At 63.4% G+C, this 25,615-nt stretch carries 26 protein-coding genes; 12 read left to right on the plus strand and 14 right to left on the minus strand.

The genetic code is table 11. The features are described from left to right. Positions 1 to 55: 55 nt before the first annotated feature. From SZ63_RS00665 to SZ63_RS00700, 8 genes are all read right to left on the minus strand, one after another. Positions 56 to 241: a PDDEXK nuclease domain-containing protein gene (locus SZ63_RS00665; RefSeq protein WP_048179576.1), complete on the minus strand. Its 186-nt coding sequence runs from the start codon at positions 239 to 241 to the stop codon at positions 56 to 58. Further along, positions 238 to 1,353 (minus strand): PDDEXK nuclease domain-containing protein, encoded by a 1,116-nt coding sequence (locus SZ63_RS00670; protein ID WP_052959022.1) that lies wholly within the window; start codon positions 1,351 to 1,353, stop codon positions 238 to 240. Before SZ63_RS00670 ends, SZ63_RS00665 begins: the two co-directional genes overlap by 4 nt. After that, the gene (locus SZ63_RS00675) at positions 1,350 to 1,766 is read right to left on the minus strand and encodes a DUF1016 N-terminal domain-containing protein (RefSeq protein ID WP_082122593.1); all 417 of its coding nucleotides are present in this window, start codon (positions 1,764 to 1,766) and stop codon (positions 1,350 to 1,352) included. The genes SZ63_RS00670 and SZ63_RS00675 overlap by 4 nt, the downstream gene beginning before the upstream one ends. Further along, positions 1,763 to 3,874, minus strand: a complete 2,112-nt coding sequence (locus SZ63_RS00680) for a class I SAM-dependent DNA methyltransferase (RefSeq protein ID WP_048179581.1) — start codon at positions 3,872 to 3,874, stop codon at positions 1,763 to 1,765. The genes SZ63_RS00675 and SZ63_RS00680 overlap by 4 nt, the downstream gene beginning before the upstream one ends. Positions 3,875 to 4,688: 814 nt before the next feature. Next, on the minus strand, positions 4,689 to 5,006 hold the full coding sequence (locus tag SZ63_RS00685; protein ID WP_048179584.1) for a hypothetical protein: 318 nt from the start codon (positions 5,004 to 5,006) through the stop codon (positions 4,689 to 4,691). A 1-nt stretch (position 5,007) separates the two neighbouring features. After that, positions 5,008 to 5,910, minus strand: a complete 903-nt coding sequence (locus SZ63_RS00690; protein ID WP_048179586.1) for an Mrp/NBP35 family ATP-binding protein — start codon at positions 5,908 to 5,910, stop codon at positions 5,008 to 5,010. 195 nt (positions 5,911 to 6,105) lie between these two features. Beyond that, positions 6,106 to 6,543: a tRNA (N6-threonylcarbamoyladenosine(37)-N6)-methyltransferase TrmO gene (gene tsaA / locus SZ63_RS00695; protein ID WP_048179590.1), complete on the minus strand. Its 438-nt coding sequence runs from the start codon at positions 6,541 to 6,543 to the stop codon at positions 6,106 to 6,108. Positions 6,544 to 6,547: 4 nt separating this feature from the next. Beyond that, a complete protein-coding gene (locus SZ63_RS00700) occupies positions 6,548 to 6,976 on the minus strand; it encodes a ribonuclease HI family protein (protein WP_048179593.1) in 429 nt (142 codons plus the stop codon). 141 nt (positions 6,977 to 7,117) lie between these two features. Between SZ63_RS00700 and SZ63_RS00705 the strand changes: the two genes are divergently transcribed. The 3 genes from SZ63_RS00705 to SZ63_RS00715 all read left to right on the plus strand — a co-directional run bounded on the left by SZ63_RS00705 (position 7,118) and on the right by SZ63_RS00715 (position 8,875). Beyond that, a complete protein-coding gene (locus SZ63_RS00705; protein ID WP_048179596.1) occupies positions 7,118 to 7,822 on the plus strand; it encodes a phosphoribosyltransferase in 705 nt (234 codons plus the stop codon). Positions 7,823 to 7,891: 69 nt separating this feature from the next. Beyond that, positions 7,892 to 8,359, plus strand: a complete 468-nt coding sequence (locus tag SZ63_RS00710; protein WP_048179599.1) for a YbhB/YbcL family Raf kinase inhibitor-like protein — start codon at positions 7,892 to 7,894, stop codon at positions 8,357 to 8,359. 57 nt (positions 8,360 to 8,416) lie between these two features. After that, the gene (locus SZ63_RS00715) at positions 8,417 to 8,875 is read left to right on the plus strand and encodes a YbhB/YbcL family Raf kinase inhibitor-like protein (protein WP_048179601.1); all 459 of its coding nucleotides are present in this window, start codon (positions 8,417 to 8,419) and stop codon (positions 8,873 to 8,875) included. Positions 8,876 to 8,920: 45 nt separating this feature from the next. Here SZ63_RS00715 and SZ63_RS00720 read toward each other — a convergent pair whose 3' ends face one another. Beyond that, positions 8,921 to 9,373, minus strand: a complete 453-nt coding sequence (locus SZ63_RS00720) for a CBS domain-containing protein (RefSeq protein WP_048179604.1) — start codon at positions 9,371 to 9,373, stop codon at positions 8,921 to 8,923. A 121-nt stretch (positions 9,374 to 9,494) separates the two neighbouring features. Between SZ63_RS00720 and SZ63_RS00725 the strand changes: the two genes are divergently transcribed. Next, positions 9,495 to 10,424: a DUF475 domain-containing protein gene (locus SZ63_RS00725; protein WP_048179607.1), complete on the plus strand. Its 930-nt coding sequence runs from the start codon at positions 9,495 to 9,497 to the stop codon at positions 10,422 to 10,424. Between the two features lie 87 nt (positions 10,425 to 10,511). Further along, positions 10,512 to 11,087, plus strand: coding sequence for a flavin reductase family protein (locus SZ63_RS00730; protein WP_048180717.1), 576 nt, complete (start codon positions 10,512 to 10,514; stop codon positions 11,085 to 11,087). 23 nt (positions 11,088 to 11,110) lie between these two features. Here the strand turns inward: SZ63_RS00730 and SZ63_RS13060 are convergent, their stop codons facing one another. Further along, positions 11,111 to 11,275, minus strand: a complete 165-nt coding sequence (locus SZ63_RS13060) for a hypothetical protein (protein WP_169746313.1) — start codon at positions 11,273 to 11,275, stop codon at positions 11,111 to 11,113. A gap of 156 nt (positions 11,276 to 11,431) precedes the next feature. Between SZ63_RS13060 and SZ63_RS00735 the strand changes: the two genes are divergently transcribed. Beyond that, on the plus strand, positions 11,432 to 12,223 hold the full coding sequence (locus SZ63_RS00735; RefSeq protein ID WP_048179610.1) for a hypothetical protein: 792 nt from the start codon (positions 11,432 to 11,434) through the stop codon (positions 12,221 to 12,223). Between the two features lie 25 nt (positions 12,224 to 12,248). On the opposite strand, the gene SZ63_RS00740 is transcribed toward SZ63_RS00735, so the two are convergent. Then, positions 12,249 to 13,367, minus strand: coding sequence for a TIGR04084 family radical SAM/SPASM domain-containing protein (locus SZ63_RS00740; RefSeq protein WP_048179613.1), 1,119 nt, complete (start codon positions 13,365 to 13,367; stop codon positions 12,249 to 12,251). A gap of 102 nt (positions 13,368 to 13,469) precedes the next feature. Between SZ63_RS00740 and SZ63_RS00745 the strand changes: the two genes are divergently transcribed. Both SZ63_RS00745 and SZ63_RS00750 read left to right on the plus strand, forming a co-directional pair. Then, the gene (locus SZ63_RS00745) at positions 13,470 to 13,805 is read left to right on the plus strand and encodes a cupin domain-containing protein (RefSeq protein ID WP_048179617.1); all 336 of its coding nucleotides are present in this window, start codon (positions 13,470 to 13,472) and stop codon (positions 13,803 to 13,805) included. A gap of 228 nt (positions 13,806 to 14,033) precedes the next feature. After that, on the plus strand, positions 14,034 to 16,763 hold the full coding sequence (locus tag SZ63_RS00750) for a cation-translocating P-type ATPase (protein WP_048179619.1): 2,730 nt from the start codon (positions 14,034 to 14,036) through the stop codon (positions 16,761 to 16,763). Here the strand turns inward: SZ63_RS00750 and SZ63_RS00755 are convergent. After that, positions 16,748 to 18,673 (minus strand): beta-propeller domain-containing protein, encoded by a 1,926-nt coding sequence (locus SZ63_RS00755; protein ID WP_048179621.1) that lies wholly within the window; start codon positions 18,671 to 18,673, stop codon positions 16,748 to 16,750. The two genes, SZ63_RS00750 and SZ63_RS00755, sit on opposite strands and share 16 nt — an antisense overlap. A 404-nt stretch (positions 18,674 to 19,077) precedes the next feature. Next, a complete protein-coding gene (locus SZ63_RS00760; RefSeq protein WP_241481205.1) occupies positions 19,078 to 20,007 on the minus strand; it encodes a calcium/sodium antiporter in 930 nt (309 codons plus the stop codon). A gap of 100 nt (positions 20,008 to 20,107) precedes the next feature. On the opposite strand from SZ63_RS00760, the gene SZ63_RS00765 reads away from it, so the two are divergent. The 4 genes from SZ63_RS00765 to SZ63_RS00780 all read left to right on the plus strand — a co-directional run bounded on the left by SZ63_RS00765 (position 20,108) and on the right by SZ63_RS00780 (position 24,976). Beyond that, the gene (locus SZ63_RS00765) at positions 20,108 to 20,887 is read left to right on the plus strand and encodes a SagB/ThcOx family dehydrogenase (RefSeq protein WP_241481206.1); all 780 of its coding nucleotides are present in this window, start codon (positions 20,108 to 20,110) and stop codon (positions 20,885 to 20,887) included. A gap of 65 nt (positions 20,888 to 20,952) precedes the next feature. Further along, on the plus strand, positions 20,953 to 21,687 hold the full coding sequence (locus SZ63_RS00770) for a YkgJ family cysteine cluster protein (protein WP_241481207.1): 735 nt from the start codon (positions 20,953 to 20,955) through the stop codon (positions 21,685 to 21,687). Between the two features lie 66 nt (positions 21,688 to 21,753). Beyond that, entirely contained in the window at positions 21,754 to 23,541 is a 1,788-nt protein-coding gene (locus SZ63_RS00775; RefSeq protein WP_048179628.1) for an SLC13 family permease, read from the plus strand. A 64-nt stretch (positions 23,542 to 23,605) separates the two neighbouring features. After that, the gene (locus tag SZ63_RS00780) at positions 23,606 to 24,976 is read left to right on the plus strand and encodes a dihydrolipoyl dehydrogenase family protein (RefSeq protein WP_048179631.1); all 1,371 of its coding nucleotides are present in this window, start codon (positions 23,606 to 23,608) and stop codon (positions 24,974 to 24,976) included. A 243-nt stretch (positions 24,977 to 25,219) separates the two neighbouring features. Here SZ63_RS00780 and SZ63_RS00785 read toward each other — a convergent pair whose 3' ends face one another. Continuing rightward, on the minus strand, positions 25,220 to 25,597 hold the full coding sequence (locus SZ63_RS00785) for a 4Fe-4S dicluster domain-containing protein (protein ID WP_338151807.1): 378 nt from the start codon (positions 25,595 to 25,597) through the stop codon (positions 25,220 to 25,222). Positions 25,598 to 25,615 lie beyond the last annotated feature (18 nt).

The raw sequence follows: 25,615 nt of genomic DNA on the forward strand, positions 1-25,615 counted from the left end.
CGGCGAGGCCACACCTCAAAAAGAGCAGGCGCATCCGTCCAGCTGCAAATACCCCTCATTCCCCATCCTCCAGCAGCCTCGCGATCTCCTCCGGGCCGGGGAGTTGATCCCGGAGTTCCCTGGGCAACTCCCTGACCGTCCGGTAGGTGGCGACGCCGATGGGTGATATGGAGGACTGCAGGGCGTACTCGACGACGGTGCGGTTGCACCTATCGAGTTCCCCGCACTCGTTCAGACTCACTCCACATCCCCCAGTTCCGCCTCAATCTCCTTGATGGAGGGGAGGCTGCCCTTCAGATCGTCCGGCAGGCGCTTGGTTAATTCAGTCTCCCAATCCGCCACACCCACCGGACTGGTCAGTCCCCGGAGAGCGTACTCGACAACCAGGGTGTCCTTGCTCTTGCAGAGCAGCAGCCCGATGGTCCTCTTATCGTCGGGATGCCGCAGCAGGTCGTCGACGGCAGAGAGATACAGGTTCAGTTGCCCGACAAAAGCCGGATCGAACGGCACTGCTTTCAGTTCGACCACTACGAAACAGCGCAGTTTGAGATGGTAGAAAAGCAGGTCGAGAGAAAAGTCGCGTTCACCGACTTCCAGAGGGACCTGCCTCCCGACAAAGGCAAACCCAGTTCCCATCTCAAGAAGAAAACGCTGAACGTGATCCACCAGAGCCTGCTCAACCTCACGTTCCTTCCTTGGATCGGCAGTTCCTAGAAAGTCGAAGAGATATGGGTCTTTGAATGCCTGTGCGGCCATATCCGAATCGGCAGGAGGGAGAGCCTGCTCAAAGTTGTTCAGTGCCCTGCCCTGCCGCTCGTGCAGACGCTTTTCGATCTGAATATCGAGTATCTCACGGCTCCAGCCCTGCTCAATGATTTTCCGGGCATACCATACGCGCAGACCCGGGTCTTTCAACTTGGCGAGCAAGGCAATATTGCTGCGCCACGGAATTTGTGCAATGGTGCGTTGCACGAATTCTCGGTCAGGCCAGGACCTGGAGAAGGTACGCATATACTTCAGGTTGCGAGGGGAGAAGCCGGTCATATCGGGAAAGGCGAGTTTCAGGTCGTGTGCCAGGCGATCAATCACCTTTGCGCCCCAACCTTCGCTTTTCTGGCGATCCAGGATAATCTTTCCAATATCCCAGTACAGCAGGATCATGGCCGCGTTTGCCGCAAGGGTGATCCGCAGGTGCTCCGACTGAATTCGTTCTTTGATGTCTCCGAGTACTGCGGCATAGTCTGCAGGCAGATCACTTCTGCCTACGGGGACCGGAAAAGAAGCGCTCTCCCTTATCCGTCCTCGTGCCTTCCTCTCGCCGTCAGAGCCCCGATCATTCGGCTCCGTCTTCATACGGCAGGCACCTCGACATCCTTTCCGATCAGGCGAACCTGCCGGCCCGGCGAGTCCGGGTACCGTTGCAGAATAACCAGGTTGTGACCCCAGCCAATTTCTCGCACAAGTTGTGCGAGTTTTTCAGAGCTGGCATATGCCTCAAAAAATGACTTCATGCGCCAGAGGTTGGAGGCAGAAAAGCCACCGATGCCGGGGAACTCCTTTTGCAGATCTCCAGACAGCTGTTGGACAATTGACTTTCCCCAGGTGTCGCCGGCCTGCCGCTCCACGATCATCCTGCCAATATCCCAGTACAGGCCGATCAGTTCCCTGTTGATCGCCCTGAGCGCCTGGTACTGGCCGGCGCGAATGCGCTCTTTGACTTCGAGAAGCAGCGAGCCATAATCCTCCGGCAGGTTCGAGACCGTCATATCCCCAGTTCCTCGAAGTTCTTCTTGATCGTCGCCGCCAGCCGCACCGCTTCGGTGTTGAGGTCTTCCAGTTCCACATGGATCTCGCGGAGGGCCTCCTCGAAGTCGAAGTTCTCGTCCTCCTCCTCGGGGGCGACGCCGACGTAGCGGCCGGGTGTCAGCGACCAATCGTTAGCCTCGATCTCGGTCCTGTCCACCAGTCTGACCAGCCCTGCGACATCGCAGAGTTTCGCTTCGGGGAACCGTTCGGTCAGCCAGTGCGCCTGCCGCCAGAAATAGCGCACCTGCTTGAGCTGTTCGACGGCCACCTGCCGTGCCTCGTCGGCAGCCTTCCGGGCGCGGGTGATCTCGCGGCCTACCCACGCGTCGCTGTTCCGGGCGTTGCACTCGTTCTCGCAGGTCTCGATGAGGCGGCAGGCGAGTTTGTAGAGGAGATCGCTCTGCTTGATCAGGTCGCGGCTGCACTCGGCCAGCGGGGCGAGACGGTCGACCGCCTTCTTGAGCTCGCCGTTGGTGGTCTTCTGCCCATGCCACGCCGTCCGCTGCCCGGAGACCGCTTTTTGGAACCTCTCCACGTCGCCCTTGAACGCAGGCATCGCATCTTCGAGTTCCTTGAGTGCCCCGGCGTGGGGAGCGTCGCCGGGCAGGGTCGAGAGGAACGGCCGCACCGCCTCTCGCAGTGCATCCAGTGAGGTAATGAAAGACGGGAGCGGCTCGATCTCGCCGTCACCGTTTCGGGCCGTGAAACACCCCTCCCCTTCGTCCAGCATGCGCCGGCAGTAGCCGGCCACGAGATTGAGGTATCTGTCGGTGCGGCCGCGGTAGAGCCAGACGATGGCGAGGAGGTTCTGCTCCTGCTCAGGGGAAAAGTCGTAAATCTTGCGGGTGACCTTGCGGTAGATGTTCCGGGCGTCGATCATCAGCACCGCATCACGATACTCGTCTGGCTTGTCGCGGTTGAGGAACCAGAGTTCGCACGGCACGGAGCGGGTATAGAAGAAGTTGGAGCGGATGGCAACCATGATGTCCACATCGCCCGTCTCGATCAGTTTCTGCCGGACGCCGGCTTCTGCATGCCCGGCGCTGGAAGCCTGGGAGGACATGACGAAGCCTGCCCGCCCGTGCTCGTTCAGGTAACTGTAGAAGTAACTGATCCAGACATAGTTACCGTTGGAGACCTTGCCCTTCTGGTTAACCCCCGGCAGGCCGAAAGGAAGGCGCGGGTCTTTCTTGACCTTGTCCGCGTCGATCTCATCGACGTTGAACGGTGGATTGGCCATCACAAAGTCGGCCTTGCCCGGCAACTCGTGAGGGTCCTCGTAGTAAGTGATGGCCTTCTGGATATCGCCCTCAAGGCCGTGGACGGCCAGGTTCATCTTCGCCAGGCGGATGGTGGTGGCGTTCTTCTCCATCCCGTAGAAGGTGAGCTTATCGACCGGGTTCTCGTTCTTGCGCTCGACGAAGCGGGCGCTCTGGACGAACATGCCGCCCGAGCCGCAGGCCGGATCCAGGACGGTACCGCCTTCGGGTTCGAGCACGTTGGCGATGAACGAAACCAGCGAGACCGGCGTGAAGAACTCCCCGGCATCGTGGGCTTTCTGGTCGGCGAACTGGGTGAGGAAGTACTCGTAGATGCGGCCGAACACATCCCCGGAGACATGCTTGAGTTCATCAGGGTTGAGCGTGCGGAGGAGCTGACCGAGCACACCGTTGTTCAGTTCCTGGTATTCGCTCTTGGGGAGAACTCCCCGGAGGCTGGCGTAGTCGCCCTCGATAGACTCCATCGCCTCGATGATGGCTCTGGCACGATCGTCGCTGTCGGTGAGGGAAACAAGATGGTCGAACTGTGCCTTCGGCTGCAGAAAGATGGCGCTCTTCTGGGAGAAGTCTTCCTTGGTCAGCACCCGGGTCTTCCCGCCACGCGTGGGAAGGTTGGCTTCAACGTTCTCTTTCACCGTCAGGAACCGGCTGTATGCGTGCCGCAGAAAGATCAGGCCCATGACGGGCAGGAAGTATTCGTTGCTCGCGTAGTTCGAGTTCGCCCGCAATGTATCTGCCGCGTTCCAGAGCCGTTTTTCGATTGCTTCGATATGTTCCAGTTGAGCCATTTTTAACCCTTGTAATTGTGCGGAACCGGCAATGACCGTTCTGCAGAAGGTGTGTTGTTCTGCCGACCTGTCACATCAGCCCCCTTTAAATCCATATTGACCTTTTAATCTCTTTATTCTGGGTTAATTTGTAGCATCGGTCATGATGTCGGTTACTTTTATCAAAAAGTCCGTCTGTCATGCAATAAATATTACTATTGGTTATTATAGTCCGGGTTCGGTAGTGCTCTATGCAACAACCGATAATGGAAACGCTCTCGCCGTGGAGTTTTTGCTCAACATAATTCGGTCGGACCCTCTGAAACCGACGTGTCCGGGTAAGAGTTCGGGCCGGGCATTTCTCTCACATTCCCCTCCCGTTGAATCAGAGTGCCAGGGCAGTAAGTGCACCAGGGTCTCACGCAGTTTGGTTGCTGGACAGTATAGTCCCCTTCGCGGCCTCCGCGTGCGGCTGGCGATCACCCCCACGCGCCCATAACATATGACGAACCGGGCCACTCGTCCATTCCTTTAAGATGTATTCGTCTTACGGCGGAAGGGGGGTTGAAATTAATTATCAGTCATATGCTGGAACATTACTGGAAGTCGGGGATGAAAGGCATCCTGGGCAGCGTGGCATAACCCGCGCGAGCGGGAGGATCGGTGAACGTGCCCATAGGAAAAGGGTTGATTGGAGATGGTGAATTACTCCGGATGGGGTGGTTGTCCGAAACTCTCCATCGTTTGAGGTTCCGAAGCGCGAATGACCGGCCGGCTCACGACGCTGTCGCGAACCTGAATGCCCCGGGGAAGGACAGCTCCGGAATGTCCGGCCTCAGCAGCACTGCTTGCCGCCGGCCTCTTCTCCTTCGAGGAGGAGTTTGCCGAAGAGCACCCGCTCGATCGTCGCAGCCACGTACTTCATCCGCTGCGCCGCCTCCATGTCCTCGTAGCGGTGGATGTCGGCGTAGACCTGCAGGCGGACGAGGCCGAACCGGAGGCGGTCGAGATCGTCGTCCTCGAGTTCCGAGGCCTCGCGGTAGATGGGTTCGAGCAGGAAGGGGAACTCCTCGAACTCCTCGAGTGCCTCGACGACCCGCGCGAAGACCGGGAGGCCCTCCCCCCGGCCGGCAAGAATCCTCGAGTAATCCATATTATTCCTCGATCTGATCCACCAGGGCCTGCATGATGGCGTCGAAACTCTTCCAGGTCGGGCTCTCTTCGGCTCCGGCCTTGCGGATGATGAACGGCCTTCCTTCGTCCGCTGCCTTGCGCATCTCCGGATCGAGCGGAATGGAGCCGAGGAAGGGCACCCCGAGTTGCTCCGCCTCTTTCTTGCCGCCGCCCCTGCCGAAGATATCGATCTCTTCCTTGCAGTGGGGGCAGATGAAGCCGCTCATGTTCTCGACGATCCCGAGCACCCGGAGTTCGAGTTTCTTGATGAATTCGGCCGCCTTGCTCGAGTCGAGGACCGCGACGTCCTGCGGGGTGGTGACGATGACCGCGCCGGCGATGTTCGGGGCGAGCTGCGCGACGGTGAGCGCCTCGTCGCCGGTGCCGGGCGGAAGATCGACGATCAGGTAGTCGAGATCGCCCCAGTTGACGTCCTCGAGGAACTGCCGGATGACCGTCATCTTCATCGGTCCGCGCCAGATCACGGGGGTGTTGCGCTCCGGGAGGAGGAACGCCATGGAGATGACCGCGAGGTTGCCGGTGACCTTGACCGGTTCGATGATCTTCCCGTCGTAGGACTGGAGGCGGGCTTCCTCGATCCCGAGCATCTTCGGGATGTCCGGGCCGTGGATGTCGAGGTCGATGAGCCCCGTATTAAAGCCGCGGTTGGCGAGGGCGTAGGCGAGGTTTGCCGAGACCGTGCTCTTCCCGACGCCGCCTTTCCCGGAGAGGACGAGGACGACATGCTTGACGCTGACATCGGCCTTCGGTGGGAGGCCCTTTTGGGCGTCGGCGTTTCTCGGGTCGTCGCACTTGGTCGTAGACGGGCAGCTGGAGCAGTTCCCGGTGCAGGTTTCCTTATCGGGTTCGTTTGTCTGAGTCATGAGAAGTATCCTCTGCGGTATAGTATCCTTCTAGAGAAGGATCTAGAGCTACTATATATTAACGTTAAATGCCACAAAAAGATATAGGTGGTGGCAAATAATCCCGTTCCGCCACCGGGAAACCTTTTTCGGGCATGAGGCCCGCCCCGCCGGCGGGGGTGAACGCCGTCGCCGGATCCGGAGATGCCGGGCTGCCTACTTTTTGATGTGCCACCCGCCCGTCGCTTCGGGGATGCAGTCGATCTCCGGGGAGTAGGGTTTGATGTCCAGCACCGGCGTCCCGTCCAGGGCGTCGAGCCCCCTGACCACCAGGACGTTTTCCTCCCGGCGGACGAGGTCGACGATCCCGAGGCCGATCGGGTTCGGCCGGGCGGGCGAGCGGGTGGAGAAGACTCCTCTCTCCCGTGTCTCGCCCGGCGGTTTCGCGAAGAGCAGCCCGCGCTCCGCCCGGTCGAGCCAGTAGAGGATGATGAGGTGGCTGCTCCGCTCCACGCCTTCGAGCCCCGGGACGTAGGCGTCGAGGACGTGGATCTCCGCGACGGTATCCGCGAGGCGGCCCTGCCGGGGGGCGTCGCCCCGATCCCGGTAGGGTGACCGGACGACGCCGATGGGGATGCACTCGATCGCAGCCATGCCGCTATCGCCTCCCCCGTCTCTTTGCATCGAGCGTCTCGTTGCAGAGGCGATCCGCGACCCGGATGCAGGGGTGCTCCCGCGGGACGCTCTCGAACCCGATCTCCGCGAAATGGCGCATACGCCGCCGCACCTCCTCTGCGAGATCGGCAAGGTGCTCTTTGGTGATGCGGTACCGGCCGGTGAGCTGGCGCACGACCAGTTCCGAGTCCGATCTGACAGTGAGCCTGCCGCTCGTGAACTCCCGTGCGGCGTCAAGACCGTTTATGACGGCATGGTACTCGGCCACGTTGTTGGTCGCGGTTCCGATGTAGCCGGAACGGCCGGCCACGACGGAGTCGTCCCGCACGATCACGTATGCCCAGGCGGCGTCTCCAGGATTACCCCGTGAAGCACCGTCGGTATACAGCGTCACCGCATCGGTTTTTGTCACCGAAGCCCCCTCCGGTCTGTCTCTCTCCACATCATCTTTCGGTTGATCATCGATCTTTTGAGAGTTATTGGTATCGTTCCCCGGAGCAGGCGGCCCGTCCACCGCAAAAGGTTAATATCCTGGCGCAGTAAAGGCGGGCCCATGCTGGATTCGGGCCGGATCATTGAGGATAGAGCGATGCGCGACAGGTTGAGCGTTTTCGAGAACCGGACCGATGCCGGGAGGCAACTTGCGGCGCCCCTCTCGTCGCTGGAGATGGCCGCCGAACCGGTGATCTGCGCCATCCCTGCCGGAGGGGTTCCCCCGGGGCTTGAGGTGGCGCGGGCCTTGAAGGCCCCGCTCCGGATGGCGGTGGTGCGGAAGGTGCAGGTTCCCTGGGATCCGGAGGCCGGGTTCGGTGCCGTGACCTGGAACGGGCGAGTCTTTTTGAATCAGTCTCTCATGAACGCTCTCGATCTCTCGGAAGCCGAAGTGAACGCTGCCGTCGCGAAGGCTAAAAAGAACGTGGAAGAGCGGATAGCGAGATTCGCCGGCGGCCGGGAAGAGCCGGGGATCAAGGACCGGACGGCGATCCTGATCGACGACGGCCTCGCAACCGGGTATACGATGTTCGCCGCAATCGAGGCTGCCCGGGCAGTGTCCCCCCGCGAGATCATTGTAGCGGTTCCCACCGGCTCTCTCCACGCCGTCACCTTCATAGCCCGGAAGGCGGATCTCGTCGTCTGCTTGAACGTCAGAACCAGCCGCACCTTTGCGGTGGCGCAGGCATACGAGCGGTGGCACGATATCGCCGACCGGGAAGTGCAGGAACTGCTGGTCCAGGCCCGGGACATGGGACTCTTCTGAGAGTCGCGGTATGGCGGTGGAGCGCTTAACGGTGATACTTTTTTATTGCCCTGCGCCGAAAACCCTCGCATGAACCCCGGCATTGCAAACCTGATCGTATCCCTCCGTTCGGCGGAACTTCCTGTCTGGAGCACCTGCGACGGCCCCGATCTCTCGCCGGAGCTGAGGATCCGCGGTCTAACGGATGAGATGCGTTCGATGGCGGTCTTTGCGCTGAACCCCTTCGAACCCGGGTGCTCCTTCACGACCTGGATCATCTGGAACCTCTCGCCGTCGCCCCTGGTCCCGGAGGGTATCCCGCCGCAGGATGTCGTGACGGCTCCGGTGAATGCCGTCCAGGGGACGAACGATTACGGGTCCACCGGGTGGCGCGGCCCCTGCCCTCCTCCGGGCGAGACGCACCGCTGCCTCTTCAAGGTCTACGGGCTCGATGCCATGCTCGATCTCGCGCCCGGCGCAGGCAAGCACGACCTCATCGATGCGATGCGGGGCCACGTCCTCGGGTTCGGCGAGACCGTCGCCATGTACTCCCGGTGACCGCACGCACCATTTTTATACCATGATTTTCGAAGATGAGTGTCGACGGAGCCTGGCATGACGCAAAAACTGGTAGTCAACCTGGATTTCGAAGAGTTCCCGGAGGATTACACCTGCAGGGGAGCGAACCGGTCGCCTGCTATCCGGGTCGAAGGGATTCTCCCGAATATCAAATCGCTCGCGATCCTCGCGACGACGAGCCCCGAGGAGGGGCCGTCAAAAGTCGCGTGGGTTCTCTGGAATCTTCCCGCCGTCTCCCTGATCCCCGAGGGGTTCCCGGAAGGAGGAACGGTGGAGTCGCCGCTCCACGCCGTACAGGGCACAAACGATTTCGGCACCCTCGGTTACCGGGGGCCCTGCCCGGAGGCCGGAAGGGCCGAAGCCTACCTTTTCAGGGTCTACGCGCTCGACCTCGATCTTGCGCTCGCGCCCGGGGCGACCTGGGAGGAGATGGTCCGGGCGATGAACGGGTCGCTGAACCAGTCCGGGGAGGCCGTAGTCTTCGCCATGGGATAGGGGGCCGAACCTGCGGCCTGCACCAAAAAGGGGGTGTCGGCCCCCCTACATGGGTATGGGAGCGCCTGCTTCCTGCATGGGGGGGCTTTGTTTCTCGATATTCTTTGCAATTGCGGCCATCTCCTCCCCGAGCATCCGGACGATATCGTCCATCGTGACGATCCCGATCAGTTTCCCGGCGTCATCGATGATCGGCATCCTCCGGATACCCTCGTTGGTCATCTTCTGGATGGCCTCGTAGATACCCATGCTGTCCTGGAACGTGATCACGTCCCGGGTCAGGACATCCCCCGCCCGCACCTCGCCCGGGTTCTTCTCCTGCGCCATGACCCTGATTGCAAGGTCACGGTCGGTAAGTATGCCGGTGGGCCGGTTGTCTCCCGTAACGACGACGACGCTTCCGACGTTCTTCTCCCCCATGATCCTCGCCACCTCCACCGCCGGCGTGTCCGGCGAGACGGCGACCACCTGCTCGCGGCAGCACTTCACAAGTCCCATATACGTTTCCTCCGTTGCGACGACTGACTCATGCCGGTATGGTATATGAACGTAACCCGGATCCGCCGGCCCGGTCTTCTCACCTTATATACAATCGGCGACAGAGCATACACCACACAAAATGGACTGGCTGCTGATTGTTCTCACCGTAGCGGGTCTCTCGGTCTTCGAGATCGTCTCAAGCATCGATAATGCCATCATCAACGCCGACGTTCTCGCGACGATGGGAGAGAAGGCCCGCAGGTGGTTCCTCCTCTGGGGCCTGATCGCAGCGGTCTTCGTCGTCCGCGGGCTCCTGCCGTGGCTGATCGTCTGGGCGACGAACCCGTCGCTCGGTCCTGTCGATGCGCTGCTCGCGACGTTCTCAAGCGATCCCGCGGTCACCGAGGCGATCGAGGAGTCGGCCCCGATCCTCCTGATCTTCGGAGGGACGTTCCTCGTCTTCCTCTTCTTCCACTGGCTCTTCGTGGAGGAGAAGACCTGCGGGCTCCGGAGCGAACGGTTCTTCTCCCGGCAGAGCGTCTGGTTCTACGCTGTCGTCTCGATCCTGCTTGCGATCCTTGTCTGGTTCGCCCTGCAGATCAACGTCCTGATGGGGTTCGCGGCCGTGCTCGGTTCGACCGCCTTCTTCATCGTCCACGGGTTCAGGCAGAACGCCGAGGTGCAGGAGGCCCGGCTCCGGAAACCCGGTATGTCGGACCTCTCGAAGATCGCCTATCTCGAAGTCCTCGACGCGACCTTCTCGATCGACGGCGTCATCGGTGCGTTCGCCTTCACCCTCTCGGTTCCGCTCATCCTGATAGGCAACGGCATCGGGGCGGTCGTGGTCAGGGAGCTGACCGTCCGCGGCGTCGACCGGATCCGGAGTTACTGCTTCCTCAAGAACGGGGCGATGTACTCCATCCTGGTGCTCGGGACGATCATGCTGGCGGACAGTTTCGGGTTCCACATCCCCGCCTGGCTCTCGCCGATAGCGACGTTCGCCATCGTCGGCTACTTCCTCTACCGCTCGGTGCAGGAGCAGAAGACGGGGCCGGCGGGCGCCGCGTAACCGGGCCCCCGGGCTCCCGGCGTCCTCTCTCGTGCCGGCTTCGTGGTTCGAAAAGGTTATCCGGGTATGGAGACGAACTATACGGCCATGACAAAACGTTCAATCGGTCCCCGAACCCTCCTCTACCCTCATCCGGACCTGATCATCGGAACCTATGACGCTTCCGGCCGTCCGGACGCCATGGCCGCAGCGTGGGGCGGCATCTGCTCGTCCCGTCCGCCGTCGGTGGCGGTCTCGGTGCAGAAGGCCCGGCAGACCTACACGAACCTGGTGGGGCAGCGCGAGTTCACGATCAGCGTCCCCTCGACGGAGTATGTCCGCGAGGCGGACTACTTCGGTATCGTCTCCGGCCGTGACGAGGATAAGTTCGCCGCGACCAACCTGACGCCGGTGAAGAGCGACCTGGTGAACGCTCCGTACGTCGGGGAGTTCCCGGTCGTCCTCGAGTGCCGGCTCCTCCAGACGGTCGAGATCGGGGTGCATACCCAGTTCATCGGGGAGATCCTGGACGTGAAGGTGGAAGAGAGCGTCCTCGGTGAGGACGGCAAGCCCGATATCGAGAAGATCCGGCCGTTCGCCTACGACTCGATGCGGCAGGAATACTATGGGTTCGGGAAGGTCCTCGCGAAGGCCTTCTCTGCGGGCAAAGAGTTCAAAAAATAATTTTTTCCGGAAGGGCCGCCCCGTCACCGCCGGCGGTCCCGTTTCACCTCGACCCACCGCTTTCTCTTACCGCACCGTTCGCACCGCTGCTCCCACTCGATGACGTTCGAGGAGTATTCGTCGTATCCCCGCTTCCTACCCCACCGGTGGAGCCCGATTCTGCAGAGGATCTGTCCGATGGCCGTCATGGGTCTCTGCAGATAATCTTCCTTCGGACGGATGAATGTTGGCTTCTCCTTTTCGTGAGCCACAACTGTGCCGGCGTTCTCTTCAGGGACGTCCGCGAAGGTTTTTATTGGATACAAAACGATCTTCTACAATCGGAAACCGTAACGGGTGATTTTATGGCGTTTATCTACTATGGGCAGGGAGTATCGTCTCTTTACGGCGATTTTGTGGAACGGCTGATGTCGCAGCTCGCGCTCAGAGGCACCGAGATCACGCACCAGAATATCGGGGATGCGTCTTCGCGGATGGACGTCCGGCATACCGGCGAAGAGGGGCACATGGAGATCACGGTCGACCGCGAGAACGTCCGGGTGAGCTACACCGTCGACCGGGAGCGCAAAGAGGTCAGGAAGGGGATCGCGGGAGCCGTCGCCGGGGCGGGCCTCGGCGGTCTCCTCGGCGGCATCATCCGGGGCGACCGGGACGTCGGCGACATCATCGGCGGTGCCCTCGGGGGCGCGGCGGCCGGCGGGGCGTACGGTGCCTATGACGGCTACGAGTCCTCCCGCGAGGACAGGACCGCGTTCGCCGAGGTGCTCGCGCAGGCGGTCAAAGACGTCGAGGACGAACTCCAGTCGATCATCGAAGGGCAGGAGGCGGCTCGCGAGGCTCTCCGCGAGCGCGGCCGGCAGAAGCGGGAGGACGATGAGGCCCGGACCGAAGAGTTGCGCGAACATCTCGAAGAACTCTACGGCGACCTCCTCGCCGTCCAGGAGGAGATCGAGCTCGCGGCCGCCGAGGGACAGGACGTCAAAAAGCCCCGGACGCGGACGGACCGGGCCGAGACCCTCTACCTGGAGGCGGAAGCGGCGCTCGACGACGGCAACCACGCCATCGTGAAGGCAAAGGCGAAAGCCGCCCGTGCCATGGTGGACGGCGCCCGGGAACTCCTTGACGCCGCCGAATAAGTCTCGCTCTCTCCAGAACCTTTTTTCAGGGTATAATCTCGCAGCTGTTGTACTTCCGGTGGGCGAAGTCCTCCATCCGGATTGTTCCGTCCCGGATGAGGGTCCTGACCTCCGGGAGCGCCGCCGAGAGCGCCGAATAGAGGTTCCTGACAGTCCCGCAGACGATTCGCCGGCCTTCCTCCGGCCAGGGGCGGGTGATGTTCGAGTAGAGGCACCGGCCGCCGCAGAAGTCGCGGATATCGCACGCCGTGCAGGCGCCCCCGATCTCCGTCACCGGGAGGCGGAGGGGGTCTGCGGTGGCGATGTGCCCGGCGTAGTAGTCCTTCATCCCGACCATGATCGGGCAGGGGGCGATATGCCCGTCGGTCATGATGCTGTAGTTCGCGTGGCCGCACCCGCACCGGAGCATGGTTGGACGCGATAACAGCATATCCTCCACCGGGTCGATGAAGGGATACCACCGGAGCACCCGGCCTTCGGCCCGCATCGTCTCGACCCAGAACGCGACGAGCGACCGGATGCCGGGGTTGTAACTCTCCTCCACCCATGCGGCGTAATCGCGGAGGCGGTAGTCGCTCCAGAAGTTTGCATCCATCTGCCAGTGAACGGCCGGGAAGGCGAACCGCTCGTTCGCCGTGAGGTAGCGGACGGCCTTTACGATATCGGTGTCTTCGGTCACGGTCATCCGGGCGATCAGTTCGCCCGCAAACCCCCCCACCGCGAGGCCGTCGAGGTTTTTCGTGATCCGGCGAAACGTCCCCTCTCCGCGGTGAGCGTCGGTAAGTTCCTCCGGTCCGTCGATCGAGACCAGGATCGTGTCGAACCGGTTCGCGGTCGCCGGTTCGAGACGGTCGAGGAGCGTGCCGTTGGTGTGCAGGATCAGCGCCGATACCGGGGCGTCGCGGGCGATCTCGCGGACGAGGTCGGCGGCGAGCAGGGGCTCCCCGCCGTAGAAGGTCAGCACGGCCTCGGGGTCCTTTTCAAGGAACCGGTAGAGGTCGGCGAGATCGATATCGAGGTCGATCGGGAGGTTTTCGTCGACGGCGATATCGGGTTGTTCCGGCGGTTCGACGGTGAACGCCTTTCCGCGGCAGTAGGTGCAGCAGAGGTTGCAGTTGTCGGTCAGGATGAGGTGGTAATACACAGAGGGTCTCTTACTATTTTGTGGGCCGGATGAAAAAAAGGTGAGGATGTGGCCTCTCCCCGGGCCGCAAGACAGAATACCGTGCAGTGAGAACGGACTCCTATGCCTGAAGCAAAGAAAGAGAGCCTCGCCGAGCAGGTCATCGACCCGCGCGACCTCGTCGCCTACCAGCCGGGCTCGATTGTCAGCCGGATGCTCGCCTACACGAAGTCCGGCACCATCACGATCTTCGCCTTCGACGAGGGCGAGGGCCTCTCGGAGCACACCGCGCCTTACGATGCCGTCCTCCAGGTCATCGACGGGGAGGCCCTCGTCACCATCGCGGGCAAGGAGTACTCCGTGACGGCCGGCAACCTGATCATCATGCCGGCAACGATCCCCCATGCGGTTCACGCCGTCACCCGGTTCAAGATGATGCTGACGATGATCCATGCATGATCCCCGGGAAGAAGGCTGCTCTCAAAACAGGTCTGCATGTTTTTATATGCGGGCGACGGATCCCCTCCCCGGTAGGTTCCGGGAGATCGGTGTTGACGGCATTCCAGACCCCGCCGAACGGGAAGACTTCACCATCCGGTCATCCAGTGCTGATATGAATCGTCCGGCATAGCCGGGCATATCCGTTCTTCCGGGGCACCCTGCACCGCAGATCCGTGAGATGATCGTATGGATACATCCCTCTCCCCCGAAGAGTCGCGGACGACGGCATGGCACGCCCTACAGGCGGAGGATGCGGCCGAAAAGCTCGCCTCGCCGGACGGTGGCCTTATGGACGCGGAGGTCGCCCGGCGGCGCGGGATCTTCGGGGAGAACGCCCTCCCGCAGAAACGGCCTCCGACGGTGCTCGAGGTCTTCCTCCGCCAGTTCACGAGCCCGCTCATCTACGTCCTCCTTGCTGCGGGGATCATCTCCATCCTCTTCGCCGACTTCACTGACGCGGTCTTCATCTTCATCGTCATCCTGATTAACGCCGTCATCGGGACATTCCAGGAGGTGAAAGCGGAACGGAGCGCAACGGCACTGCAGCAGATGCTCAAGATCTATGCACGGGTGAGGCGGGACGGCCGGGAGGCGACTGTCCCGGCGGAGGATCTGGTCCCCGGCGACCGCGTCGTCCTGGAGTCGGGCGACCGGGTTCCTGCCGACGTCCGCATCGTCAGGGCGCAATCGCTCGCCGTCGACGAGTCGCTCCTGACCGGTGAATCGCATGCGATTCAAAAGCGTCCGGATGCCCTCGATGCCTCGCTGCCCCTGGCCGACCGTCTGAATATGCTCTATGCCGGCAGCACTATCATGAGCGGCCGGACCACGGGAGTCGTGGTCGCGACCGGCCGGAACACCGAGATCGGGCAGATCGCCGAGACGGTCACGGCTTCCGAGATGGGCAAACCCCCGCTCGTCCTGCGCATGGAAGATTTCTCCAAAAAGATCAGCATCGCCGTCCTTGTCGCCACCGGGGTGCTTGCGATCATCGTCCTCGGCCAGGGGGTGCCCCCGCTCGAAGTCTTCTTCCTCGCCGTCGCGCTCGCGGTCTCGGCGATCCCCGAGGGCCTGCCTGTCGCCCTGACCGTCGCCCTCTCGATCGCGACGTCACGGATGGCCGGACGGAACGTCATCGTCCGGTTCCTCGCGGCCGTGGAGAGTCTCGGGAGCTGCACGCTGATCGCGAGCGACAAGACCGGCACCCTCACGGTGAACCAGCAGACCGCCCGGGTCGTCGCCCTGCCCACGGGCGAAATGTTCTCGGTCACCGGGGCCGGGTACGCGGGCGAGGGAGAGGTTGTTAGCGAGGAGGGGAGCCCCATATCCGGTCCCGCCCGCAGCCGGCTGGAGCACCTGGCCCGGGCCGCGACGATCAGCAACGAGGCTGCCCTGGAGCGGACCGATGAAGGGGACTGGACGCACCGGGGCGACGCGATCGACGTGGCGTTCCTCGCGCTCACCTACAAGCTGGGGCTCGACCCCGCCGGTATTCGCGAGAGGGCGCCCGCCGTCGCCGAGATTCCTTTCGAGTCCGAGCGGCGGTATGCCGCCGTCTGGTATCGGGAGGGCGAGGAGACTCTGGTGGCGGTCAAGGGGGCCGTCGAGACCGTTCTCCCGTTCTGCCGGACCATGACCGCGGGAGAGGGGAGGGAGGTGCCGCTCGACCCGGACCGGGTGCAGGAGGACCTCGACAGCCTCACCTCCCGTGGCTATCGGGTTCTTGCCGTGGCTCACGGTCGGGCGGAAGGAGAGGTTTCCGCGGAGAACCCAGAGCTCCCTCCTCTCGAACTCCTCGGCCTGGTCGGATTCATCGACCCGATCCGGCCCGACGTGCCCGACGCCGTGCGGCGGTGCCGCGATGCCGGGGTCGACGTGGTGATGGTGACGGGGGATCACCCCGCAACGGCGCTCGCCATCGCGCGGGAGCTCGAGATCACCGACTCCCCCGACGAAGTTGTCACCGGCGCGGAACTGGGCGACGACGAGATCCCGACGTTCTCGGAGTTCATCGACCGGGTGCAGGGCGCCCGGGTCTTTGCGCGGGTGACGCCGCTGCAGAAACTCCGGATCGTCGAGGCCTACCGGGAGAGCGGGGCATACGTCGCGGTCACCGGGGATGGGGTCAACGACGCGCCGGCGCTCCGGAGCGCGAACATCGGGGTCGCGATGGGTTCCGGGACCGACGTCGCCAAGGATACGGCGTCGCTGATCGTCACCGACGACGACTTCGCCTCGATCGTCGCCGGGATCGAGGAGGGCCGGTATGCCTACGACAACGTCCGCAAAGTCGTCTACCTCCTGGTCTCGACCGGGTTTGCGGAGGTCCTCCTCTTCCTGATTGCCCTCCTGATAGGCCTGCCGCTCCCTCTTCTCGCGGTCCAGCTCCTCTGGCTGAACCTGGTGACGAACGGCATCCAGGACGTGGCGCTGGCGTTCGAGGGCGGAGACCCCCGCGTCATGAACCGGCCGCCGCGACGGCCGGAGGAGGGGATCTTCAACCGGCTGATGATCGAGGAGACGGTGATCTCGGGCACGGTCATCGCGCTGGTTGCGCTCGGGACCTGGTACTGGCTTCTCTCAAACGGGTGGGACGAGTTCGCGGCCCGGAACCTGGTCGTCCTGCTGGTGGTACTCTTCGAGAACTTCCACGTCTTCAACTGCCGGTCGGAGTACCTCTCCGCGTTCCGTGTCCCCATCAGCCGCAACTACTTCCTGATTGCCGGCGTCATTGCCGCGCAGGGCATCCACATCCTCGCGCTCTACGTCCCCTTCCTCCAGGACGTCCTCCAGCTGCAGCCCGTCTCCCTGGTCGAGTGGCTCGTACTGCTCGCCCTCGCCTCGTCGGTTGTGGTCGTGATGGAGATCTTCAAGGCGGTCCGGAGACACCGTCCTCCCGGTCACCGGACCGGGTAGGGGGGCGGGGAGACCCCCCACCGGTAGGGGAGGAAGACCTCGTTCACCCGGCTGCCGTCGGCGAGATCGGTCATGACGACGCTCCTTGCCGAGACGGTGTAGAGGGTGTCTTCCATGAAGAGCGACCGGCGCACGGCCTCGGGCGAGTCCCAGGTGTAGGGGGATCCCTTCTCCGCGTGGGCGACCGTGCCTTTCAGGGTGAGCCCCTCCTCCGGGGTCACCGAGTAGACGTAGGCGCCCTGCCAGGTCGTGGTGCCGTAGGAGCCGGGATACTTCGATTCGGGGTTCTCCACCCGCTTTATCTCGCTCACCGGGATGACGAGGAGGTTCTTCTCTTTCGCAAAGAGGAAGGCCTTGTGGTCGCGGAGAGCCTCCGAGTCGGTTCCGGGCTCCCCGATCACGATGCTGTCGATCAGGATCGGATTATTCACGTTCGAGACGTCGAAGAGCGCGATCTTGAGGCCTTCCACCGAGACGCCGCCCCAATCGTTCTCGCTCGTCTCTTTGCCGATGCCGATGATGTGGTCGGCGTCATAGGGGTGGAGGTAATCGGAGTAGCCGGGGATCTTGAGTTTCCCGAGGATGCCCGGGTGTTTCGGGTCCGAGAGATCGATGACGAAGAGAGGATCGATCCGCTTGAACGTCACGAGATACAGCCGGTCGCCGATGAACCGTGCGGCGTATATCCGCTCGTCCGGCGCGATATGCTCGAGCGTCCCGATGGTCTCCATCGCGGGGTCGAGGACGTAGACGTTGTTGTACTGGACCGACCCCTCACGTGTCCAGCCCTCGACGGTCGTCGCCACCCGGAGGTTCTCTCCGTATTCGTCGAGCGAGAACTGGTTCAAGAGGTGCCCGGGAACCCTGCCCATAGCCCTGTAGTCGATCCTTCCGTCACCGATCGCGAACCGGTGGACGATCGTCTCCTCCCGGCTGCCGGCGTAGTCGGGCATCGTTGCGGCGACCGGGCCGGAATAGGCGGTTCCCATGTAGCGGTAGCCGATGTAGAGGTTCTTCTGCGATGCAAAGAGGGTGGTGTCGTAGCCGAGGAGGAACGTCTCGGCGTCGGGGGTGTCCCTGTCGTTCTTGACGGAGAAGGCGCTTGCGGTGTAGAAGACGTAGTTCTGCAGCGGGGTTCCGGGGCGGTAGACGTCGGGCAGGATGGGCTCGCCGCCGTCCGTCCGCACCTCGGGGAGGACGATCTCGTCCCGTATCCAGACGGGGGCCTCCCGCGTGAGGACGTAGACGTCGTCGCCGATCATCCGGGCGTCGTAGTAACTGCCGGTGAACGTCTGGGTCCGGACCAGGTCGGGCTCGCTCCGGTCGGCGATATCGTAGATGTATGCATGCGTCACCGTCCGCTGGATGGGAACGGGTGTTATGCTCCCTTTCACGGTGGTCATGCTCTCTTCCGTTCCGGAGGCAAAGACCACCAGGCGGTCGCCGGCAAGGAAGAGCGCCGTCGGGATGCCGTCGATCCGGGTCTCGGATACGATCTTTCCTTCCTCTGCCGGGAACGCTTCGAGAATCGCAAGTGTCTCGCCCGATATGACGTAGATGTACTTTCCGTCGTTCTTCAGGAAGTCGGCCTCGTCCACGCCCTCTACCTGCACGTTCGTGGTTGAGTAATCGCGGGCGGCCGTCGGGGCGGGCGGTGCGCTCGTCGGTGCAGGCGCGTCCATGGCGGTCTCCTGTCCGCCGGACCCCGGCAGCCAGGAGTAGCCGTTACCGTGCTCCACTCCCTGCGCGTGTTCCTTTAAGAACGCCTCGATCTCTTCTTTCGATGAAAACTTCTGCAGATCTCCCAGGGTCTCGTTCCCGGCGTCCTCCGACGCGAGGGCGGTCCCGATGATCGCGGCGATCACGAGACACCCGAGGACGACGACCAGCACCGCTTTTCGGTTCCACATATCCGTTCACCTTCCGATAGAGGGAGATGCACGTCCCTATGCTTCAGGTTTGCGTAACCTACGAATATTTTCGAAGTCTTCGGGTGATGCGAAGTGCGACCTCCCCTGCGGGGAGGGAGCTTGAGCGCCGGTAGGAACGACGTTCCATGGGAACGGAGTTCGAGCACCGGAGGTGCGAGATGCGTGGGCAGGAACGTGAGCACCGCAGGTGCGAAGAACGCGAAATTCGGTAGAAAGGTGAAAAATTCCCCTTCGCGGCTTCGCGTTCTTCGCGTGAAGTTCTGTCGATATCCCCCAATTCACTCACGCGAAGCCGCGAAGGACGCGAAGTTTGGCCTAATTACCTGTAACCCCCCTTCGCACCTTCGGTGCTCACGCGAAGAACGACGGTTCTGAACATCCTCTCACCCGATCGGCACCGCCCCGAAGCTCCAGGCGATGTAGGCGGCGTAGGCGAGGAGCAGGAGGGCCGACCAGCCCCGGACGACGGAGGGACGGGCAAAGAGCAGGGGGAGGATCGCGACCGAGAAGAGGACGACGACGATGATGTCGACGGGCGACCCGATGGTGGCCGGGGCGAGGAGGAGGCTAATCCCGAGGACCAGGAGGAGGTTGAAGATGTTGCTCCCGAGGATGTTGCCGATGGAGATGGAGCCCTCGTCTCTCACGGCGGCCACGAACGAGGTCGCGAGCTCCGGAAGCGACGTGCCGACGGCGACGACCGATACGCCGATGACGAACGCCGGGATCCCGAACGCCTCCGCGAGCGTGACGGCGCCGTCGACGACCAGCTGCGCCCCGACGATGACGGCGACGAGCCCGAGGCCGATGTAGAGGGCGTCGGCCCAGCCGTGGGACCTGATCTCGACCTCCCCCTCCTCGCGCCTTTCCCGCAGGAGAATGACGAGGATTGCTACGAAGAGGAGGAGGAAGACCGTTCCGGCGACGATGTCGAGCGTGCCTCTTATTGCAAAGAGAGCGAAGGCTGCCGTCGCGGCGAGCATCAGCATGGTGTGCCGGACGAGCGATGAGCGCGACGCCCCGGATGCGGCGACCATGCCGGGCCGTATGAAGGTGCAGAGAGCGAGTACGAGAGCGATGTTCGCGATGTTGCTCCCGATGACGTTTCCAAGCGCAATTTCGGAGTTCCCCGTGGCTGCGGCGTTCGTGCTGACGACGAGTTCCGGGAGCGAGGTGCCGAACGCGATGATCGTGGACCCGATCAGGGCCGGGGAGATGCTGTACCGCAGTGCCAGGCCGCTTCCGCCGCCTACAAAGAGGTCGGCCCCTTTGACGAGGAGAGCTATGCCGACGGCGAGTATCAGAATGGTCACGATCACGAAGATGCCTCGGAAGTGGTGATCTACGTTGGATGCGGTCTGCTAATACGTTTCCGAATCCGAGCGGTGTGCCGGGCAAAGGGTTATCTCTCTCATGATCCACCGAACCGCCATGTTCACCCCGGGAGCCAGGTTCCTGCACGGAGCGGGAAGAGAGTTCATGCAGAGGACGGAGTTCGGGAACCAGCCGCCGTCGGATCAGATGCTCGGCCGTCCGCCTCCTCCTCTCGAGGTCCCGTACACGAAGGCGAAGACGGTCGTTCCGCTGCCTGCGCCCGACGATATCGTCATTCCTGCCGTCGATCTCCGGGACGCGATCGAGCAGCGGGAGAGCGTCAGGAACTACGCGGCGGAACCGCTCACGCTTGCGGAGACTGCGTTCCTCCTCTGGTGCACCCAGGGGGTCAGGCGCGCCGTCGACGGAACGTTCACCCTCCGCACCGTCCCGTCCGCGGGCGCACGGCACGCGCTCGAGACCTACCTGCTGGTCAACCGGGTCGAGGGTGTCCCGCCGGGTCTCTACCGCTACCTCGCGCTGGAGCACCGCCTTGCCGAAGAGTCGCGCGATCCCGGCGTCGCGCGGCAGATTGCGGCGGGGTGCCTGAACCAGCCGCATGTGCTCGAGAGCGCCGTCACCCTCCTCTGGACTGCCGTCCCGGATCGGATGACGTGGCGCTACGGCGAGCGCGGCTACCGCTACCTCCATCTCGACGCCGGCCACGTCTGCCAGAACCTCTACCTCGCGGCATCGGGCGTCGGGTGCGGGGTCTGTGCGATCGCCGCCTTCGACGACGCGGCGATGAACCTGCTGCTCGACATCGACGGCGAACGCCAGTTCCTGATCTACGTTGCGACCGTCGGGAAAAAACCGTGAACCGGCGGGTGCCGAAGTACATATCCCCCTTCCCGTCCAACACCTGAACAAGCGTCCCGGCCTTCGTGCCGGGGGGACAATGGAGGCTGCCGGTTACGTTCACGTTCGACGAACAGATTGCTGCCCTTGAAGCGGAACGGGAGAGGCTTATCAGGTTCCCGGAAGACGAGTTCATCGCGATCATCCGGGAGGTGGGGTTCTCCTGCGACTGCTGCGGCCGGTGCTGCACGCGGGAGTTCAACGGCCACGTCTTTCTGCTGGAGGAGGATACCGACAGCGTCCGCTCGATCCTGCCGGACGCCGTCGTCCCGGCGCCCGCGTTCGATGCCTGCGATCAGGAGGAGAGGTTCTACGTCTCGGGATACGCCCTCCGGACGAAACCGGACGGTTCCTGCATTTTCCTCGAGGGCGGCAGGTGCAGCATTTATGACCGGCGGTTCGCCATCTGCCGGGTCTACCCCTACATGCTCCACCGGGAGGCCGACGAGAAGGGCACCGTCGACTGGCGGCAGATCGGCGGTCTGAACAAGCACGGGTCCTACAACAACCCGATCGACGATGCCGAGTGCGCCCGGATTGTCCGGGAGACCCGGGCTTACGAGGCGGCGTTTCTCGAGCAGGAGATCCGGTTCCGGCAGGCTCTCCGCGACCTCTTTGCCCGGGAGGGCCTCCGCTACGTCCGGCGGACGTACGACCTCCTGATGCGGGACTTCAGGAAGGGTGCGGAGGTCGAGGTCCGGGTCTTCCACCGCGGGCGGTTTGAGCCGCACCGGGTCACCCGCGACGTGTACGGGCAGTAACGCTCCGGCCGGTTTCGAGACCGTTCGCCCGCACCTTTTTCTGCTCCGCTCACCCCCGGGTGCCCGATGGAGACCGAGGTCCTCCTCACCCTGCTGGTGGTGGCCGGCACTGCCGTCCTCTTCATCTCCGGCGCCGTCAGGGTCGACGTCGCCGCCGTGCTCGTGACTCTCGCACTCGCGTGGCTCGGGCTCGTCACGCCGGCACAGGCCCTCTCCGGGTTTTCGAGCAGCGCGGTCATCGCGATGCTCTCGGTGATGGTGCTCGGCCGCGGGCTCGACCGGACCGGGGTGACGATCCGCATTGCCCGCGCGATCGTAGGGTTAGCCGGGACCGGCGAGCGTCGGCTCATCGCCGCCGCATCCATCGTCGCCGGCTCGCTCTCGGCGTTCATGCAGAGTGTCGGAGCGACCGCCGTCTTCCTCCCCTCGCTCCTGCGGGTATCGTCGCTTTCCGGGGTTCCGGCGTCGCGGCTTCTCCTGCCCGTCGGCTATGCCGCGATCCTCGGGGGCACCATCAGCATGGTGGGGGCGGGCACCCTCATCATCCTCAACGATCTCCTCTCCCAGCAGGGGTATGCCCCCTTCGGGCTCTTTGCCGTCACGCCCGTCGGCGTGCCGCTCCTGCTTGCCGGTATCGCCTTCTTCTGCTTCTTCGGCGACCGGGTCCTCCCCCGGCGCGAGAAGGCGCGGCTGAGCCCACAGGAGGAACTCATCCGGACCTGGTGCCCCCCCTGCCTGATATTCTATCTGCGGGTTCCGGCGGGAAGCCCGCTCGTAGGGATGACACGGGAGGCGGCGCACATGATCTCGCGCTACAACCTCCATCTCATCTCCCTCGCCGAGCGGGGCGAAGTCGTCTACACCCCATGGCGCTACACCCGGTTCGCCGCCGGGCAGGAACTCGGCATTCTCGGACAGGATGAGGATGTCAGGGGGTTCATAGAAGATTTCAGGCTCGAGTGGGTTCGGGCGGGGGAGAGCACCGCGAACGTGATGGCCGACCCGAATGTGGGTTTTGCGGAGGTGATTGTCCGCCCGTATGGAGAGATCGTCGGCAAAACACTTCGCGACCTCGAGTTCCGGGTGACCTACGGCGTCGAGGTGCTGATCCTCCTCTCCGGAACCGAGGAGCAGCGGCAGAACCTTGCCGACCGCCCGCTGCAGGCGGGGGACGCGATGGTCGTTTTAGGGCGGTGGGAACGGCTCCGGGCGCTCGCCACGAACCGGGACTTTGTCATGGTGACTCCCGTCGAGGGGCGTGCGGGGGTTCGCGAGCGCGGCGCGCCCGTCGCCGTCATCTGCTTTCTTGCTGCCGTCGGCCTCACCTACACCGGGCTCTCGATCGCGACGAGCCTTCTTTCGGGAGTGCTCGCGATGATCCTCCTCCGGGTCGTCCCGATCGGCGAGGTCTACCGGGCGATAGACTGGCGAACGCTCACGCTGATTGCCGGGCTTCTTCCCCTCGGCATCGCCATGGAGACGACCGGGACAGCCAGATTCATCGCCGACCAGACGGCCGGCCTGGTCGCCGGATACCCGACGCCCCTCATCCTCGTCGCGGTTGCGGTCCTCGCGACCGCCTTCTCGCTTGTCATGTCGAATATCGCCGCCACCGTCCTTCTGGTCCCGCTGGCGCTGGTTATGGCGGGTTCGTTCGGGCTCGATCCCCGCGGCCTTGCGCTTCTCGTCGGGATCTGCACCTCCAACTCCTTCCTCCTCCCGACGCACCCGGTGAACGCCCTCCTGATGGGTCCGGGGAACTACCGGACCCGGGATTACATCGTGCCCGGGAGCGTCATGACGATCGTCTTCATCCTCATCGCCGTCGGCGTCGTCTCTCTTCTCTACTTCTGATCTCGCGCCTTTCTCGCGCCCGGGGTAAACCTTTATGACGCCCTGCAGCAACCGTAGCCTCACCATGGAGCGGGATTACGATGTCGTCGTTATCGGGACGGGGGTTGCCGGTTCCGACATCGCCTGGCATTGCAGAAAGACCGGGATGGAAGTAGCGATCGTTGATTCCCGGGAATACGGGGGGACGTGCGCCCTGCGGGGCTGTGTCCCCAAAAGGGTGCTTGCCGGTGCCGCGGAAGTGGTTTCCCGTGTCCGTGACCAGCAGGGGAACGGTATCCGGGGCGCGGTCGCGATCGACTGGCCGCAGCTCGTTGCCTTTGAGAGGACCTTCACCGATCCCATTCCCCGGCGGAAGGAGGAAGGCTTCCGGGGGGCGGGGATCCATACCTACCACGGGGTTGCCCGCTTTGCCGGCCCGGACCGGGTGGCGGTCGGCGACGATACGCTCGTCGCCCGCTACATCGTGGTCGCCGCCGGTGCGCGTGCCCGGCCGATCGGCGTCCCGGGCGAGGATCTGATGACGTCGAGCGACGACTTCTTCTACCTTGAAGCGCTCCCCGAACGGATCGTCTTCGTCGGCGGGGGCTACATCTCGTTTGAATTCGCCCACGTCGCCGCCGCTGCCGGGTCGGCGGTGACCATCCTGCAGCGGAGCGGCCGGGTTCTCTCAGGATTCGATCCCGATATCGTCGACCGGCTGCTGCTGGCTTCTGTCGAGGCGGGGATCGACGTGCAGATGAACATGCCGCTCGTCTCTGTCGAGAGGGGCGCCGCCGCCCTCCGCGTGCGGGCCGGAAAGAGCGGGGAGGAGAAGACCTTCGGTGCCGATATGGTCGTCCACGGCGCCGGCAGGGTTTCTGCGGTCGGGGAACTCGACCCCGCCGCCGGGAACGTCGAGACCGACCGCCGGGGGATCGTCGTCGACGACCGTCTCCGGAGCGTCTCGAATCCCGCGGTCTACGTTGCCGGGGATGCGAACCCGAGAAGCCCGCAGCTGACGCCGGTGGCGGTGGCGGACGCTCACATCGTCGTCGACAACATCCTGGGCGGCGACGCCCGCGTCGCGGACTACACCGTCGTCCCGAGCGCCGTCTTCACGAATCCGCCCATCGCCTCCGTCGGGCTCACGGAGGAGAAGGCGAAGGAGCGGGGGATCTCCTACATCGCCAACGCCGGCGACCTCTCCGGGCGGTTCACGAATCGGGGCGTCGGCCAGAAGCACGCCGGCTACAAACTCCTGGTCGACGAAGACTCCCGCCGGGTTCTCGGCGCCCACCTCATCGGGCCGCACGTCGAGGAGGTGATCAACATCTTCGCTCTCGCGATCAAACACGGCCTGACGGTGGACGATCTGACGCTCGATGCGATTCCGTGGGCCTACCCGAGCAACACCTACGACATCATCCACATGGTGCATCCGCTGGTGAGGAAGTGAGGCATCATCTTCGTGCCATCCAGATCCATGCCCGGACACGAAACCGATGGAATGCTTGATGCACACTTCGCGTGAGAGCTGGTTGTAGGGGACAGTGATACGGCCTCACGCGAAGGCGCGAAGAACGCGAAGGGAGAAAGAAGTTTATCTTGGACTTCGCGCCTTCGCGTCTTCGCGTGAGTGATCTGTAATTGGCGTTCGAAAAAAGTTCTTGCCGGGGGGTTCGGGTCCCGGCCCCCCACTTCACGCGCCGGCGCTCTCTTCGGCCGGTTTCTTCGCCGGCTTCTCGGGTTTCACGTAGGTGATGGTGTAGCGCTCCACCACGTGCTCCACCACCGGCGGGAGGTAGGCCTGCTCCATCGTGAGGCTTCCGAACGGGCAGCCTTCGACGCAGTCGCCGCAGGCGATGCACCGCATCCGGTCGATCTCCCAGACCTTCGCCTCCTTGTCGAGACGGATCGCCTCGCACGGGCACCGCTTCGAGCAGAGGCTGCAGGAGCGGCAGGTGGACGGGTCGAAGGCGACGTGCCCCCGGGTGAGAGGGGATGTCCGCGCCGGCACCGCCGGATACTGCCGGGTGGCCGGGCCCCCGAGAAGGTTCCGGATAACCGTCTTTGTCATCTGAAATATGCCCATTCC

It is taken from the genome of Methanoculleus sediminis, assembly GCF_001017125.1.
Classification (GTDB): domain Archaea; phylum Halobacteriota; class Methanomicrobia; order Methanomicrobiales; family Methanoculleaceae; genus Methanoculleus; species Methanoculleus sediminis.